The 13,469-nt window shown below is 70.0% G+C and carries 15 protein-coding genes and 2 riboswitches; of the genes, 7 read left to right on the forward strand and 8 right to left on the reverse strand.

What is annotated here, in order from left to right; translation table 11 throughout:
• Nucleotides 1-630: 630 nt before the first annotated feature.
• Both ELQ90_RS12915 and ychF read left to right on the forward strand, forming a co-directional pair.
• The gene (locus ELQ90_RS12915; protein ID WP_166409052.1) at nt 631-1,545 is read left to right on the forward strand and encodes a DMT family transporter; all 915 of its coding nucleotides are present in this window, start codon (nt 631-633) and stop codon (nt 1,543-1,545) included.
• A gap of 6 nt (nt 1,546-1,551) precedes the next feature.
• The gene (gene ychF / locus ELQ90_RS12920) at nt 1,552-2,625 is read left to right on the forward strand and encodes a redox-regulated ATPase YchF (protein ID WP_128495698.1); all 1,074 of its coding nucleotides are present in this window, start codon (nt 1,552-1,554) and stop codon (nt 2,623-2,625) included.
• 76 nt (nt 2,626-2,701) lie between these two features.
• Here ychF and ELQ90_RS12925 read toward each other — a convergent pair whose 3' ends face one another.
• A complete protein-coding gene (locus tag ELQ90_RS12925) occupies nt 2,702-2,935 on the reverse strand; it encodes a hypothetical protein (protein WP_128495699.1) in 234 nt (77 codons plus the stop codon).
• Between the two features lie 127 nt (nt 2,936-3,062).
• On the opposite strand from ELQ90_RS12925, the gene ELQ90_RS12930 reads away from it, so the two are divergent.
• On the forward strand, nt 3,063-3,284 hold the full coding sequence (locus ELQ90_RS12930) for a hypothetical protein (RefSeq protein ID WP_128495700.1): 222 nt from the start codon (nt 3,063-3,065) through the stop codon (nt 3,282-3,284).
• On the opposite strand, the gene ELQ90_RS12935 is transcribed toward ELQ90_RS12930, so the two are convergent.
• Nucleotides 3,248-3,604 carry a hypothetical protein gene (locus ELQ90_RS12935; RefSeq protein WP_128495701.1) on the reverse strand — a complete coding sequence of 119 codons (357 nt, stop codon included), beginning with the start codon at nt 3,602-3,604 and terminating at the stop codon, nt 3,248-3,250. The genes ELQ90_RS12930 and ELQ90_RS12935 overlap by 37 nt on opposite strands.
• 157 nt (nt 3,605-3,761) lie before the next feature.
• Here ELQ90_RS12935 and ELQ90_RS16680 point away from each other — a divergent pair, with 157 nt between their 5' ends.
• Nucleotides 3,762-3,938 carry a hypothetical protein gene (locus ELQ90_RS16680; RefSeq protein WP_166409054.1) on the forward strand — a complete coding sequence of 59 codons (177 nt, stop codon included), beginning with the start codon at nt 3,762-3,764 and terminating at the stop codon, nt 3,936-3,938.
• Nucleotides 3,939-4,271: 333 nt separating this feature from the next.
• On the opposite strand, the gene ELQ90_RS12940 is transcribed toward ELQ90_RS16680, so the two are convergent.
• Nucleotides 4,272-4,460, reverse strand: coding sequence for a hypothetical protein (locus ELQ90_RS12940; protein WP_128495702.1), 189 nt, complete (start codon nt 4,458-4,460; stop codon nt 4,272-4,274).
• A gap of 387 nt (nt 4,461-4,847) precedes the next feature.
• On the opposite strand from ELQ90_RS12940, the gene ELQ90_RS12945 reads away from it, so the two are divergent.
• Nucleotides 4,848-5,693 carry a M23 family metallopeptidase gene (locus tag ELQ90_RS12945; protein ID WP_128495703.1) on the forward strand — a complete coding sequence of 282 codons (846 nt, stop codon included), beginning with the start codon at nt 4,848-4,850 and terminating at the stop codon, nt 5,691-5,693.
• 26 nt (nt 5,694-5,719) lie between these two features.
• Entirely contained in the window at nt 5,720-6,208 is a 489-nt protein-coding gene (locus ELQ90_RS12950; RefSeq protein WP_128495704.1) for an SRPBCC family protein, read from the forward strand.
• A gap of 73 nt (nt 6,209-6,281) precedes the next feature.
• On the opposite strand, the gene ELQ90_RS12955 is transcribed toward ELQ90_RS12950, so the two are convergent.
• The 5 genes from ELQ90_RS12955 to ELQ90_RS12975 are packed head-to-tail and all read right to left on the reverse strand — an operon-like array spanning nt 6,282 to nt 11,916.
• Complete coding sequence (locus ELQ90_RS12955) at nt 6,282-7,418, reverse strand: cysteine desulfurase family protein (protein ID WP_128495705.1); 1,137 nt, start codon at nt 7,416-7,418, stop codon at nt 6,282-6,284.
• Entirely contained in the window at nt 7,415-8,284 is an 870-nt protein-coding gene (gene nadC / locus ELQ90_RS12960) for a carboxylating nicotinate-nucleotide diphosphorylase (RefSeq protein WP_128495706.1), read from the reverse strand. Before nadC ends, ELQ90_RS12955 begins: the two co-directional genes overlap by 4 nt.
• Complete coding sequence (gene nadB / locus ELQ90_RS12965) at nt 8,278-9,879, reverse strand: L-aspartate oxidase (RefSeq protein ID WP_243696173.1); 1,602 nt, start codon at nt 9,877-9,879, stop codon at nt 8,278-8,280. Before nadB ends, nadC begins: the two co-directional genes overlap by 7 nt.
• Nucleotide 9,880: 1 nt before the next feature.
• The gene (gene nadA, locus ELQ90_RS12970) at nt 9,881-11,176 is read right to left on the reverse strand and encodes a quinolinate synthase NadA (RefSeq protein WP_128495707.1); all 1,296 of its coding nucleotides are present in this window, start codon (nt 11,174-11,176) and stop codon (nt 9,881-9,883) included.
• Complete coding sequence (locus ELQ90_RS12975; protein WP_128495708.1) at nt 11,173-11,916, reverse strand: NUDIX hydrolase; 744 nt, start codon at nt 11,914-11,916, stop codon at nt 11,173-11,175. The genes nadA and ELQ90_RS12975 overlap by 4 nt, the downstream gene beginning before the upstream one ends.
• 142 nt (nt 11,917-12,058) lie before the next feature.
• A riboswitch (glycine riboswitch) is annotated at nt 12,059-12,144 on the forward strand.
• Nucleotide 12,145: 1 nt separating this feature from the next.
• Nucleotides 12,146-12,254: riboswitch (glycine riboswitch) on the forward strand.
• Nucleotides 12,255-12,342: 88 nt separating this feature from the next.
• On the opposite strand from ELQ90_RS12975, the gene gcvT reads away from it, so the two are divergent.
• Nucleotides 12,343-13,467, forward strand: a complete 1,125-nt coding sequence (gene gcvT / locus ELQ90_RS12980; RefSeq protein WP_243696174.1) for a glycine cleavage system aminomethyltransferase GcvT — start codon at nt 12,343-12,345, stop codon at nt 13,465-13,467.
• Nucleotides 13,468-13,469 lie beyond the last annotated feature (2 nt).

Below are 13,469 nucleotides of genomic sequence, written 5' to 3' on the forward strand. Positions count from 1 at the left end.
GCTTCAGAGTTCGGTCCGTGACGATCAGGCGCGCGAGTTCAGCTCTTGGCGCTCGGGCTCGCGAGCTACGCTCTCCGGCGATCAGAACGATGGATCGGTCGAATCGGTGACGACGCGTCCGTAGGGGCTCGTCCATGTCGGGTGGGCCGTCCGGTCCGGGGACCGAGACACCTGCCACGTGCTGGCGTGCTTGAGACGGTGATGCGAGCGGCAGAGGCAGGCGAGATCGTCGTGAGCCGTCGCCCCGCCGTGCTCCCACGACCGCGTGTGATCGATGTCGCACCCGCCCGCGTCGCGTTCGCAGCCCGGGAATCGGCACCGTTCGTCGCGTAACCGGACGAGTCGCCGAAGGTCGGCGGGAACGGCGTACGACGTGCGACCGACGGACACGACGGTGCCGGTCTCGGGGTGGGTCAGGATGCGAGTGAAGGCTGGGCACGGGAGGCCGAGGCAACTGAGGTCGGGCCAGACGACGGCGGAGCGAGCGCAGGCGCCGCCGGTGCTCGGCGACCACCGATCGTTCTTCGTTCGCCCCCGCGAACATCCCCCGATGCATACCGCCACTCGACCACGCACCACCGACATCCGCCCGTTCCCCGGACGTGGTCCGAAGCGGATAGCCTGGCCGTCGTGCGCTCGGGAAAGTTCTACGTCTTCCTCGTCCTCGCCAATCTGTTCTGGGCGGGCAACTTCCTCTTCGGCAGCGTCGTCGTCGACCAGCTCTCTCCCTTCCTCCTGACGGCGTTGCGGTGGGCGGCAGCCGCGCCTCTGCTCATCGTCCTCGCGATCGTCGTCGAGAAGCCTCGGTGGCGCGAGGCGCTCCGCGAGTGGCCGATGCACCTCCTTCTCGCGGCCCTCGGGCTCGTCGGGTTCTGCGTGTTCAGCTACGAGGCGCTCCGCCACACGACGCCCACCGATGCCGCCGTCGTCGGTGCCATCAACCCCGCCATCATCGCCGTCGTCGCCGGGCTCATGGCACGCGAGCGGGTCGGCGCGCGGCGGTCCGCCGGGATCATCGTGTCGCTCGTCGGGGTCCTCGTGGTCATCAGCGGCGGCGCCCTCGGATCGCTCCTCCGCTTCGACGTCAACGAGGGGCACGTCTGGATGCTCGGGGCAGTCGTCGTCTGGACGGGCTACACGATCCTCGGACGACGGCTCTCCACGGGGCCCGTCACCGCCTCCGCCGTTCAGGCGACTCTCACGACGATCGTGCTGGCACCGTTCGTGATTCCGCAGCTCGGCGACGTCTCGCTCCACGGATCGGCCATCGGCGGACTCCTCTACATCGCGATCTTCCCGTCGGTCCTGTCGCTCGCGCTCTGGAACGTCTCGGTGAAGAAGGTCGGCGCGAGCACGGCCGGCGTCTATCTCAACCTCCTGCCCATCTTCACGGCGCTCCTCGGGCTGGCCGTGGGCGTCCCGCTCTCGCTCGCGACGGTGCTCGGCGGTGCGCTCGTGGTGCTGGGCGTGACGGTCACATCGACGCGGCGGCGGCTCCCGGCGGATGATCGTGGCGGCCCCGGGCCACGCGGGCAACTACGATAGACCCTCGTGGCTCTCACTATCGGAATCGTCGGTCTCCCCAACGTCGGCAAGTCGACGCTCTTCAACGCGTTGACGAAGAACGACGTCCTCGCGGCGAACTACCCCTTCGCGACGATCGAGCCGAACATCGGTGTCGTGAACCTGCCCGACCCGCGCCTCGAGGTGCTCGCGGGCATCTTCGGCAGCGAGCGGATCCTGCCCGCCACGGTGAGCTTCGTCGACATCGCGGGCATCGTACGCGGCGCGAGCGAGGGGGAGGGGCTCGGCAACCAGTTCCTCGCCAACATCCGTGAGGCCGACGCCATCGCTCAAGTCGTGCGCGGTTTCGTCGACTCGGATGTCGTGCACGTCGACGGAGCCGTCGACCCGAAGTCGGACCTCGAGACGATCGGCGCCGAGCTCATGCTCGCCGACCTCCAGACACTCGAGAAGGCCGTCACGCGGTACGAGAAGGAGGTCAAGGGCCGCAAGCTCGACCCCGCCGTCCTCGAGACGGCGAAGGCCGCGATCGAGTCGCTGCAGCAGGGAACGCTCCTGTCCGCGACGACGCTCGACCTCGCGCCCCTCCGCGAACTCGGCCTCCTCACCGCGAAACCCTTCATCTTCGTCTTCAACGTCGACGAGTCGGTGCTGACCGACGACGCGAAGAAGGCGGAGCTCGCGGCGCTCGTCGCACCCGCCGAGGCCGTCTTCCTCGACGCGAAGATCGAGTCCGAACTCATCGACCTCGATCCCGAGGACGCCGCCGAGCTGCTCGCTTCGACGGGTCAGGAGGAGTCGGGCCTCGACCAGCTCGCGCGCGTCGGCTTCCAGACGCTCGGACTGCAGACCTACCTCACCGCCGGCCCGAAGGAGTCGCGCGCATGGACGATCCCGCAGGGCGCCAAGGCGCCTCAGGCTGCGGGTGTCATCCACACCGACTTCGAGAAGGGCTTCATCAAGGCCGAGATCATCTCGTTCGACGACCTCGTCGAGACCGGCTCCGTCGCGGAGGCCCGCGCCAAGGGCAAGGCCCGCATGGAGGGCAAGGACTACACGATGCAGGACGGCGACGTCGTGGAGTTCCGCTTCAACGTGTAGTCGGCCGCCGCGGCCACCGGGTGCCGATACGACGCAGCCCCTCTCCGATGCGGAGAGGGGCTTCGTCGTGCTGTCGTCACTCGGCGTGGTCGTCCTCTTCGGGTTCGAAGGACGAGGCCGTGCCGGTGTGGCCCGCGGCCACGCCGTTCGGGTCGTTGGGGATGGTGCCGCTCTCGCCGAGGCCATCCGGCTTCGGGGTTCCCTCGCTGTCGTCGGCGGGCTCGGGATTCTCGGCGGGCTCGGGATTCTCGGCGGGCTCGACGGTCGGCGTCTCGTCGACGGAGCCGTGGGGATCGTGCAGTTCGGCCATGGCGCTTCCTCCTTCGTGTGCGGATGGCCAGGCTACGTGCCGTCCCCGCGAGTCGACAGGGGGTCCGCCCGTCTTGACATATGACGGAGCGAGCGGAATCAACCGGCGCGTCGGGCGATCGTGGTCCATGGGGCCGTTCGTCGACGCGTACGACTGGGTCGCCGCCAACCCGCGGTCGCGCATGGTCGTCTCGCTGCTCGACGACATGGACGCGAAGAAGCGGGACGAGCATCGCGCTCGGGCGTTCGCGCTGCTCGATGGCGAGGCGGACGGTCGGCTCGTGAAGACGCGAGCCCGACGGACCCACCCGGCTCAGCCCGCCCCGCCCGACATTCCGAACAACGGGTAGGCGACGGTCGTGAGGACGATCACGACCGTCGTCGCGGTCACGAGGATCGTCGGGCCGAGGGGGAGCGGTCGGCGCGCCACGACGTCCCGGACGAGGCGGACCGCGGCGGCGCCGCCGACGAGCACCGCGCAGACGAGCAGCACCCACCCGAGGATCACGAGAACCACGAAGAGCGATTCGGACACCGGGTCGAGGAACCCGATCGCCGAGCCCGTCGCGAGGGCCGCGGCGCCGCACGTCGCGAAGCCCAGCGCGACCGCGGGAATCACGACCGTCGAGTCCGCCTCCGGCTGTGTGCTCGACGGCATCGTCCTCTCCATGAGTCGAACGATAGGGCCCGCTGCGGCTTCCGATCAAGTGGATTCGCGCCGACCCGCGGCACCCGCCGCGTCCCGCGGCACCCGCCGGGTCCTATCGCATGTCGCCGACACGGTCCACGCATTGCCGTGACGCCGGGTCGCCGCCCATCATCGGAGGATGAAGGCGAAACTGATCAATTCCCGCGGCGTGACCGTCGCCGTCGTCGACGACACCGGACCGGAGATCGTCTACGAGGGCGTGACGTACCGGGCTCGAGATGAGGGCCACGAAGGCGGAGCGACCCCCGGGGACGCGAGCGATCCGTCCTTCTACGAGGTGACGAACGAGTCCTGAGTCGCCCTTCCGGCGGGGGCATGGAGACGGCCCCGGCATCTTTCGGGTCGATGCGGGGCCGTCTTCGTAACGCCAGGCGCTTCATCGAGCTTGGAGTCGGAGGGCGCACGATCGGTGGCTAAGTTCACGGCCGCGGCGCTCAAGAGGAAACGATACGGTGGCTCCGTTTTCTTGTCCACCCTTTGCCCGACAAGGAGACACTCGACTACTCTCCGTCCTGAGGGGCGCGGATGGCCCGTTTCGTTGCGTGCTCGGTCCGTGTCCGGCCCGTGTTCGGGTCGCCGACGCTGCGCGTCGGCGTTCAGCCCGCCCATCCCGCCGGAACGGAAGACGTCAGTCCTCGCGGTCGCCCGGCGCTTCCGGCTCCGCCTCGGTCTCCTCGACACGATTGCGCAGGTGATCGGCCATCGCGCCCGCGCCGTCGTCCTCGTGCTCGTCGACGGCCTCCTCGATAGCCGCGCGGAGGTCGTCGCTGGTGGAGTCGTCGGGGCCTGCCGGAGTGGGGTTCTGTGTGTCGCTCATACGTCGACGCTACGCCCGCGGCGGGTGCGGCTCCACCGCTGGTGCGAGGCACGACGGGCGGCTACGTTCGATCCCTGCGACTCCGAGAATCACGACGGGTTCCGCTATCGCTCACGGTGACGTGTCGAGGCGCGTCTCTCCCGACCCTCCGCCGTGGATGGGCCGAACCTCGGCACCGCCGCCCGCAGTGAGCACGCCGCAGTGCGGTACTGGTGTCCCTTCGCTGCGCTCCAAGCTGGCGCTTTCCGAGCGTGAACGGAACCTCGGTGACGAAGCGGCCGACGACCACGCGGCCGCTGCAGGATCTGCAACGTTCAATCGCGAACCGAGACTTGACACCCGATGAGGTGACTGGTGTAAACGGATGTGAACCCGCACAGTTGACGTATGACTCGTTCCGAGCCACTTCTCACCCCCCACTTCTCTCGGCGGAACATCGTCGCGGGCGCGGGAGCGATCACCGCTTCCCTCCTCATCGCCGAGGCGCTCGGGGCAGCATCGCTGCCGGAGGCGGAAGCGGCGGGCATCACGTGGTACCACCCCTTCACGAAGCGCGTTCCCATCCGGAGCGATTTCGGCCCGCGCAGTTCGCCGTGCGCGGGGTGCAGCTCGTTCCACAAGGGGCTCGACTACTCGCCCGGCCATTTGACCCCCATCTACGCAGCCGCCGCCGGCACCGTCGTCTGGCGACGTGACGTCCTCGCCTACGGGCAGTTCGAGGCGAACAGCTTCGGGAACTGCGTCACCGTGGACCACGGAAACGGACTCCAGACGGTCTACGCACACCTCGAGAAGGGCTCGGTCGCACCGCTCGGCGCGATCGCTGCTGGCCAGCGGGTGGGGCTCGTCGGTCACAACGGCTCATCGACGGGGCCGCACCTCCACATCGAGGTCCGGCAGAACAACGTCAGTATCGACCCCGAACCCAAGATCAATCTCGCGCCGCTCGCTCCCGTGCCGGTGCCTCAGGAAAGCGACCTCGAAAGGCTCGACATGCTCATGATCGGAACCGAAACGGCGTTCAAGAACGTCCGAGCGGGCTACGTCGCGCTGGTGGGATTCAAGTTCCTCCACCACATCTCCCGCACGGAACGTGACGCACTCATCAAGCACGCGAAGATGAGCGTCAAGGTCATGAGCCCTGTGGAGTTCGAGGCGATCCTCACGGCCCTCCAGATCCCCATCACCGCCGCGGTTCCGGGCGCGAACTACGACGGCCAGCGGGTCGGCTGACCCGCGATCACGAAGCCGGGCGTCGCATGACGGTGCACCTGCGCCTCGAGACCGTCGTCCCGCTCACACCCGGTCAGGCGTTCGACCTCTCGCGGGACGTCGGGCTTCATCTCGACTCGTTGGTCGCTACGCGGGAGACGGTCGTCGCGGGGCGGCGGAGCGGACTCCTGCAGCAGGGGGAGCACGTCGCGTGGCGCGGGCGCCACCTCGGGGTGCCGTTCACCCTCATGTCGCGGCTGACGACGGTCGATTACCCGAGGCTCTTCGTCGACGAGGAGATCGCGGGCCCGTTCCGTCGGTTGCGACACGAGCATCGCTTCGAGCCGCACCGCGATGGGACGCTCGTGACCGACGACATCACCTTCGCGGCCCCGCTCGGGCCCCTCGGTCGCCTCGTCGAGAAGGTCGTCCTCGAGAAGTACATGCGCGGCCTCATCTCCGCGCGGAACGCGCACCTGCTCGTCGTGGCGCGCGGGATCGCGGTTCGCGCGGCACCGGTCGGCGTCGGCGACTGACGGCGGCCCACCCGTCGGGCGAGGTCCGCTTCCAGCCTCCTGCCTCACCTCCCGCTCGGGCGGAACCGGCTCCTCATCTCGCGAGGGTGCGCAGGGCGGTCGTCGCGTCGCCGACGGTGCGCGCGACCGCGAGCAATTCGTCGCGCGTCGTCGTCGGACCCCACGTGAAGCGGACCGCCGAGTCGGCGTCCGCTTCGAGGCCCATCGCGAGCAGGACGTGCGACGGCTCCGTCCTCCCCGCCGCGCAGGCCGAGCCGCTCGACGAGACCACGCCACGGCTCTCGAGCTCGAGGAGGATCGTCTCGCCGCCGAGTCCATCGAAGACGAAGGAGGCGTTCCCCGGAAGCCGCTCGCTGGGATGTCCCGTGAGGCGCGCTCCAGGTGACACCGCGCGAACCGCGGCGATGAAGTCGTCTCGAATCGCACGACGATCTCCCATCGTGAGACGCTCGCCGTCCGCGAGGTTGACGGCGGTCGCGAGGGCGACGGCGCCCGCGACCGACTCCGTTCCGGAACGTCGTCCGTTCTCCTGCCCGCCCCCGTGCACGAGCGGCTCGAGGTCGAGACGGCCGCGGAGCACGAGGGCGCCCGTTCCCTTCGGCGCTCCGAGCTTGTGGCCGGAGAAGGAGAGAGCGTCGACGCCGAGTTCGCCCAATCGCGTGTCGAGCTGACCGACCGACTGCACGGCGTCGGTGTGCATGAGGGCGCCGACCGCGTGTGCGGCTCGCGCGATCCCCGCGATGGGCTGCACGGTGCCGACCTCATTGTTGGCATGCATGACGCTCACGAGCGTCGTGTCCTCCCGGAGCACCGCACCGACGGCCGCCGCCGACACGACTCCGTGGTCGTCCACCGGCACGACCGAGACCTCGAAGCCGTGGAAGCGTTCGAGGTACTCGGTGGACCGGAGGACGGCCTCGTGCTCGACGGCGCTCACGACGAGGTGGCGCCCGCGGGGGTTCGCGAGCGAGAGCCCCTTGACGGCGAGGTTGTCGGCCTCGGTCCCGCCCGAGGTGAAGACGACGCCCGTCGCCCGTACCTCGAAGACGCGAGCGACCGTGCGGCGCGCGGCGGCGAGGGCACCGGCGGCGGACTCGCCGACGGCGTGGACGCTCGAGGGATTGCCGAACTCGCTCGTGAGGAACGGCCACATCGCCTCGACGGCCTCGCGCCGCACCGGTGTCGTCGCTGCCGCGTCGAGATAGATCACGAGGGCGCGCCGCTCGCGTCGATCGAGACGTCGAGGCCCAGGTCGAGGGCCCGTGCGCTGTGGGTGAGGGCGCCGACCGAGATGACGTCGACGCCGGCCTCGGCGATCGCTCGCACCGTCTCGAGGGACACCGTGCCGCTCGCCTCGACGACGGCCCGCCCGGCGATGCGGGCGACCCCGGCGCGGAGGTCAGCGAGGGAGAAGTTGTCGAGCATGATCGTGTCGGCCCCGCCCGCGAGCACATCGTCGATCTGGTCGAGCCGATCGACCTCGACCTCCACGTGTGTCGTGTGGGGGAGCCGCGCGCGCAGAGCGCGGAGGGAGTCGATCACCGACGACCCTCCGCCGGTCACGACGGCGAGATGGTTGTCCTTCACCATGACGGCGTCGGACAGGGACTGCCGGTGATTCCGGCCGCCCCCGCACACGACCGCATGCTTCTCGAAGACACGAAGACCGGGCGTCGTCTTCCGGGTGTCGACGATGCGGGCACCGGTGCCCGCGACGGCGTCGACGAAGCGCGCCGTGAGGGTCGCGGTCCCGCACATGCGTTGCACGAAGTTCAACGCGACGCGTTCGGCCTGCAGCACGGAGCGGGCCGGCCCGCTCACCCGAGCGAGCACGTCACCGGCCGCGAACCGGGTGCCGTCCTCCGCGAGATGCGACACGACGACGTCGGCGTCGAGCAATCGGAAAGCGGCCATGAACACCTCGGCGCCGCTGAGGGTGCCGTCCTCGCGGGCGACGAGTGCGGCATCGGCGTGGGCCTCGGGGGCGAACAACGCCTCCGAGGTGAGGTCGCCCCATGGGGCGTCCTCGAGCAGTGCCGCCCGTACCGCGGTCTCGATGTCGAATCGCGTCAACACGCTGTGGCCTCCTCGAGGTCGTGGTCGTGGTCGTGGTCGTGGTCGTGGTCGTGGTCGGAGACCGCCGAGCGCTCGCCGACGAGGAACCTCGGTTCGGCGAGGGAGGGGTCGGTCGTCGGGAAGTCGCTCCGGGCGTGGGCACCCCGCGACTCGCGTCGTTCGAGAGCGGCACGGACGACGAGGCCGGTGACGATCGCCGCGTCGTGGTCGGCCTCGCCCGTCGACGCGAGTACGTCCACGCCGGTGAGGGCCCGACGGAGCCCGGCGTCCGATCGCGAGAGGCCCACCTCCTGCCAGAGCAGCCGACCGAGCGCGGGAGACGGAGCCGCCCCGGCCGGGAGCGGCCGCCCGACCGGCGGCTCGGGCAGGACGACGGTGGAGCTCCTGCCCGGCGGGACGGCGAGGTGTCGTTCGGGAAGACCCGGGAGTGAGAGGGCTGCGGCCGCGCGAGCCGCGAAGACCGCGCCCTCGACGAGGGAGTTGGACGCGAGCCGGTTGGCCCCGTGCACGCCCGTGCGCGCCACTTCCCCCACGGCGAAGAGTCCCGGCACGGTCGTCCGTCCGTCGAGATCCGTGGCGATCCCGCCCATCGTGTAGTGTGCGGCCGGCGTCACGGGGACGGGCTCGCGGGTCCAGTCGATGCCGGCCGCCCGGAGACGGCGGGCGATGCCCGGGAACCGGGCGTCGAGTCGCCCGCCGTCGAGGTGCGTCGCATCGAGGAGGACGGGACGACCTCCCTGCCGCCGCATCGCGTCGGCGATCGCTCGCGCCACGACGTCGCGCGGGGCGAGTTCCGCGTCCGGGTGCACGTCGAGCAGGAAGCGCTCGCCGCTCTCGTCGCGCAGAACCGCTCCCTCCCCACGTACCGCCTCCGAGACGAGGAACCCTCCCGAGGCGGTGAGCACCGTCGGATGGAACTGCACGAATTCGAGGTCGGCGACGGCGGCTCCCGCGCGGACGGCGACCGCGATCCCGGAGCCGCCAGCAGATGGCGGGTTCGAGGTGTGTTCGTAGAGCCCGGCGAAGCCTCCCGTGGCGAGGATCACCGCGTCGGCGGCGAGCACGGATGCCCCCAGCCGGTCACGCAGGCGAACGCCGCGGGCCACACCGTCGACGATCACCAGATCGGTCGCGACGGTGTCCTCGAGGACGAGCGCAGCCCTCTCGCGCGCGATGGCGGCGAGTGTGCGCTCGATGGCGGCGCCCGTCGCATCCCCTCCGGCGTGCAGGATGCGCGGTGCCGAGTGGGCCGCCTCGAGTCCGAGGGCCGGTCGCCCGTCGACGCGGTCGAAGCGCACGCCGAGACCGATGAGCTCATGGAGCCGCTCAGGCGCTTCCGTGCACAACATCCTGACGGCGTCCTCCGTGCAGAGACCCGCTCCCGCCCGGAGGGTGTCCTCGACATGTGCCGCGACGCTGTCGCTCGCGCCGATCGCTCCCGCGATGCCGCCCTGGGCGTACCGCGTATTCGAGTCCTCGATGCCGCCGGCCGTCACGAGGACGACGTCGTGGTCGCGCGCGGAGTGGATCGCCGCCGTCAGGCCCGCGATCCCGGATCCGACGATGACGACCGTTCGCCGCACTGGCGCGCGCACGTCACGCCGCCGGGACGGGGGGACGAGCCGCGAGCATGCGTTCGAGGGCGATACGGGCGGGGACGGAGACGTCGTCGCCGACGGTGATGCGGTTGACGATCCGTCCGGCGACGAGCTCGTCGAGGACCCAGGCGAGGTAGCCGGGATGGATGCGGTACATGGTCGAGCACGGGCAGATGACGTCGTCGAGGCAGAAGATCGTGTGCTGCGGGTACTCCGCCGCGAGCCGCTGGACGAGGTTGATCTCGGTGCCGATCGCGAACGTCGAACCGGCCGGGGCGGCGGCGATCGCCTTCGTGATGTAGTCCGTCGATCCGCTCTCGTCGGCGGCGTCGACGACGGGCATGGGGCACTCGGGGTGCACGATGACGCGGACGCCGCGGTGCGCAGCCCTGGCGCGGTCGATCTGGTCGACCGTGAAGCGCCGGTGCACGGAGCAGAACCCGTGCCAGAGGATCACGCGTGCGTCCTCGAGACCGCTCTCGTCGTTCCCGCCGAGAGCGCGGTGCGGGTTCCAGAGCGGCATGGCATCGATCGGCACGCCCATGGCCTTGGCCGTGTTGCGGCCGAGGTGCTGGTCGGGGAAGAACAGTACGCGCTGGCCGCGTTCGAACGCCCACTCGAGGACCGTGCGCGCATTCGAGGACGTGCAGACGATGCCCCCGTTCCGTCCGCAGAATCCCTTGAGGGCCGCGGACGAGTTCATGTACGTGACGGGGATGACGGGCACGCGGCCGTCGGCGTCGGGTTCCGAGCCGTAGAGCTCCATGAGCTGTTCCCAGCACTCCTCGACCTGATCGATGTCCGCCATGTCGGCCATCGAACAACCGGCGGCCAGGTTCGGCAGGATCACGGCCTGATCGGGGGCCGAGAGCAGGTCGGCTGTCTCGGCCATGAAGTGCACGCCGCAGAACACGATGGCATCGGCGTCGGTCCGCGCCTTGGCCGCGTTCGCGAGTTGGAAGGAGTCGCCGACGTAGTCGGCGTACTGCACGACCTCGTCGCGCTGGTAGAAGTGTCCGAGGATCACGAGCCGGTCGCCGAGGACCCGTTTCGCGTCGCGGATGCGCCGATCGAGTTCCACCGGAGACGCCGTGCGGTAGAACGCGGGCAACGCGCCTTGGCGTGGGGATCCCGTCGGCAGCACGTCGCCGAGGGACGCGCCTGGCCCGTATCCCGGCGGTTGCGTGTCGAACGTCCACGGAGCAGCCGCGAGTTCGGGAGTGCACGTCTCACCCTCGGCGCTGCCGGCGGTGATGTCGCGGATGGTCAGATCGACGGAAGCCGTGATCGTCATCGTGTGGTCTCCTTCGTCGGGGAAGAGGAGGTCGGGGAAGAGGGGGGAGCAGCCGGGGCCGGGGCCGGGGCGGCGGCGTAGCGGTAGAGGCGCGCGGGGCGGTGGGCGCCCGTCCGCCGCATCTCGCCCGTCGCCTCGAGCTGACCGTGCGCATCGACCTGCCGGCGGAAGTTCGCGGGATCGAGGCGACGCTGCAGGATCGCCTCGTGCACGCTCCGCAGTTCGGTGAGCGTGAACGTCTCGCCGAGGAGGGCCCGCGCCATGTCGCTGTATTCGACCTTCGTGCGGAGGCGCCCGAGGGCGTAGGCCACGATCTCGTTGTGATCGAAGGCGAGGCGGGGAAGTCGATCCGCCGGGAACCACCGCACGTTCTGGCCCACGAGCGCTCGCCGAGCCTCGGCGGAGTCGACGAGGGCCCAATAGACGATGGACACCACTCGGCCGCCCGGCGAGCGATCGACATCGCCGAAGGCATAGAGCTGCTCGAGGTAGCGGGGGGCGAGCCCCGTCGTTTCGGCGAGTGACCGACGAGCGGCGTCCGCGAGACTCTCGTGGGCATCGAGAGGCCCGCCGGGGAGCGCCCACGAACCGTCGAACGGCTCGCGAATGCGGCGGACGAGGGGGAGCCAGATCGTGGGGTCCCCGTTGGCGGCGCCGATGCCGTCGTCCTGGCGCAAGGCGAAGATGACCGTCGACACGGCGATCGCGACCGCCTCGTCGGCGTGGGGGGATGCTGCCATGATCGGCACTCCTTCGGGTTGGCACGACCCTAACAGTGCTACCCGCTTAAGGTGCAAATGACTATAAGAACGTCACGTTTCGGATCGCGGTCGCGCCGTGTCCGCCCCGGTATGCTGGCTGGACAATCGAACATCGGGCCGCACACGCGATGCGGGAGAGCCGGTACGCCGGCACCGAAGGAGCAAGCCTCCCCGCCAATCTCTCAGGTTTCGTACCGCATCGAACTGGCCACTCTGGAAAGTGGACTCCTGCATCGACCCTCGGTCGTGGACGTCCCGCCGACGGTGAAAGCCCCGCGTCAGCGGAGTGAAACTCTCAGGCCCATGACAGAGGGGGAGTTCCCGACCAGGCGCATCGCGCCGGCGTCGCGGAGTCGTCGTCCGTTCCCGCGGTGGCGTCCCGAGGCGATCGATCAAGGAGAACTCGTGCCCGATCTTCCCCGTTCCAGCCCGCTCGGCGACATCCACGTCGCGCTCGGTGCGACCTTCACCGACTTCGCCGGGTGGTCGATGCCGGTGAAGTACTCGAGCGACCTCGCCGAGCACCACGCCGTTCGCACGGCCGCCGGCATCTTCGACATCTCCCACATGGGGGAGATCTCGGTGCGAGGCGCTCGCGCGGGCGAGTTCCTCGACGCGACCCTCGCCGGACGGCTCTCGGCGCTCGAGCTCATGCAGGCGAAGTACACCCTCCTCCTCAACGAGCGAGGCGGAGTCGTCGACGACCTCATCGTCTATCGCAACGGTGCGGACGAATACCTCGTCGTGGCGAACGCGTCGAATCGCGAGGTCGTCGCAAAGGCACTGACGTCCGCGGCGACCTCGTTCGACCTCGCCGTCACGGACGTGAGCGACGGCATCGCCCTCATCGCCGTACAGGGACCGCGCGCTCAGGAGATCGTCGAGAAGACCGTCGGTTTGGACATCGTTCCCGGTCAGGCGTCCCTCGCCGAGGTGCGCTACTACCGGGCGACGGCCGCGACCTTCAATGAGCGCAACGTGTTCATCGGGCGGACCGGGTACACCGGCGAGGACGGCTTCGAACTCTACGTCGACGTCCGCGACGCGGCGGCGCTGTGGTCGGCGCTCACCGTCGCGGGCGCACCGCTCGGGCTCGTACCCGCCGGCCTCGCGTGCCGCGACACCCTCCGACTCGAGGCCGGCATGCCGCTCTACGGACACGAACTCGGCACCGACCTCCTGCCGGAACAGGCCGGGCTCGGCCGCGTCGTCGCACTCGCCAAGGACGTCGACTTCCCGGGTCGCGCAGCCGTCGAGGCCGGGGCGCCCGAGGGTGCGCGCGTCCTCGTGGGTCTCGTCGCTGAGGGGCGCCGAGCCGGCCGTGCGGGCTACGCGGTCGTCGCGACCGACGGAACGCCCGTCGGTGAGATCACGAGCGGGGCGCTCTCGCCGACGCTCGGCCACCCCATCGCCCTCGCGTACGTCGACCCGGACTCGTCCGCGGTCGGCACGCAGCTCGCCATCGACGTCCGCGGTTCGCGAATCCCCGCGACCGTGACCACTCTGCCCTTCTACTCGAGAAAGAAGTGACC

The sequence above is a fragment of the Labedella phragmitis genome, assembly GCF_004078635.1.
Classification (GTDB): domain Bacteria; phylum Actinomycetota; class Actinomycetes; order Actinomycetales; family Microbacteriaceae; genus Labedella; species Labedella phragmitis.

What these genes read in the sequence shown, in the direction of transcription:
- ELQ90_RS12925 (WP_128495699.1), bottom strand. Translation starts at nt 2,935, where the DNA reads ATGGCCGAACTGCACGATCCCCACGGCTCCGTCGACGAGACGCCGACC.
- ELQ90_RS12930 (WP_128495700.1), top strand. Translation starts at nt 3,063, where the DNA reads ATGGGGCCGTTCGTCGACGCGTACGACTGGGTCGCCGCCAACCCGCGG.
- ELQ90_RS12935 (WP_128495701.1), bottom strand. Translation starts at nt 3,604, where the DNA reads ATGGAGAGGACGATGCCGTCGAGCACACAGCCGGAGGCGGACTCGACG.
- ELQ90_RS16680 (WP_166409054.1), top strand. Translation starts at nt 3,762, where the DNA reads ATGAAGGCGAAACTGATCAATTCCCGCGGCGTGACCGTCGCCGTCGTC.
- ELQ90_RS12940 (WP_128495702.1), bottom strand. Translation starts at nt 4,460, where the DNA reads ATGAGCGACACACAGAACCCCACTCCGGCAGGCCCCGACGACTCCACC.
- ELQ90_RS12945 (WP_128495703.1), top strand. Translation starts at nt 4,848, where the DNA reads ATGACTCGTTCCGAGCCACTTCTCACCCCCCACTTCTCTCGGCGGAAC.
- ELQ90_RS12950 (WP_128495704.1), top strand. Translation starts at nt 5,720, where the DNA reads ATGACGGTGCACCTGCGCCTCGAGACCGTCGTCCCGCTCACACCCGGT.
- nadA (WP_128495707.1), bottom strand. Translation starts at nt 11,176, where the DNA reads ATGACGATCACGGCTTCCGTCGATCTGACCATCCGCGACATCACCGCC.
- ELQ90_RS12975 (WP_128495708.1), bottom strand. Translation starts at nt 11,916, where the DNA reads ATGGCAGCATCCCCCCACGCCGACGAGGCGGTCGCGATCGCCGTGTCG.